The organism is Vibrio sp. YT-19(2023), assembly GCF_033337395.1.
In genome coordinates this window covers 1-612 of record NZ_JAWOQN010000722.1, presented here as the reverse complement: position 1 = coordinate 612, position 612 = coordinate 1, and the positions used below count along the sequence as shown (strand labels likewise).

At 52.0% G+C, this 612-nt stretch carries 1 protein-coding gene; it reads left to right on the top strand.

Annotation, left to right across the window (positions count from 1 at the left end; translation table 11 throughout):
* Position 1 precedes the first annotated feature (1 nt).
* The coding region (gene galE / locus R7E78_RS28100) for a UDP-glucose 4-epimerase GalE (protein ID WP_318058883.1) at positions 2-612 on the top strand (611 nt) is incomplete at its 3' end.

Here is a 612-nt window from a genome sequence, read left to right as displayed (position 1 = left end):
TATCATCGTTGATAACTTGTGTAACGCCAAACTGGAAGTGTTAAACCGTATTGAAGCGCTGACTGGCAAACAGCCTGAGTTCCACCAAGGTGACATCCGTGACGAAGCCTTTTTGGATACGGTATTCGCGCAGCACGACATCCAAGCCGTGATCCACTTTGCTGGCCTCAAAGCGGTTGGCGAATCGGTGGCAAAACCACTTGAGTACTACGACAACAACGTCAATGGCTCATTGGTGTTAGCGCGCAGCATGCGTAAAGCGGGCGTGAAAAGCATCGTATTCAGTTCATCGGCAACGGTTTACGGTGACCCTGAAATAGTGCCGATTACGGAAGACTCACCAACAGGCGCAACCACCAATCCATACGGACGCAGCAAATATATGGTGGAGCAGTGCTTAAGCGATCTGTTCCATGCTGAAAACGACTGGAGCATCACCTTACTGCGTTACTTCAACCCAGTTGGCGCGCACCCATCGGGCTGTATGGGGGAAGACCCACAAGGCATTCCCAATAACTTGATGCCATTTATCGCCCAAGTCGCTGTTGGCCGCCGAGAAAAACTCGCGGTATTCGGTAGCGACTACCCAACACCTGATGGCACTGGCGTGCG